The organism is Staphylococcus sp. HMSC062A01 (assembly GCF_001836805.1).
Taxonomy (GTDB): Bacteria; Bacillota; Bacilli; order Staphylococcales; family Staphylococcaceae; genus Staphylococcus; species Staphylococcus haemolyticus.
The window spans coordinates 1-202 of record NZ_KV830634.1; the positions used below are offsets into that span (position 1 = coordinate 1).

General features: G+C 55.9%; 2 tRNA genes. Both read right to left on the reverse strand.

Features of this window, described 5'->3' with window-relative positions:
- Positions 1–37: 37 nt before the first annotated feature.
- Positions 38–112, reverse strand: a tRNA-Gln gene (locus HMPREF2715_RS08440).
- Between the two features lie 6 nt (positions 113–118).
- A tRNA-Tyr gene (locus tag HMPREF2715_RS08445) sits at positions 119–202 on the reverse strand.

Here is a 202-nt window from a genome sequence, read left to right on the forward strand (position 1 = left end):
AAGTCAGATGCTCTACCAACTGAGCTAATGGCTCTAATGGCTGGGCTAGCTGGATTCGAACCAGCGCGTGACGGAGTCAAAGTCCGTTGCCTTACCGCTTGGCTATAGCCCATTAGAATGGTGGAGGGGGGCAGATTCGAACTGCCGAACCCGAAGGAGCGGATTTACAGTCCGCCGCGTTTAGCCACTTCGCTACCCCTCC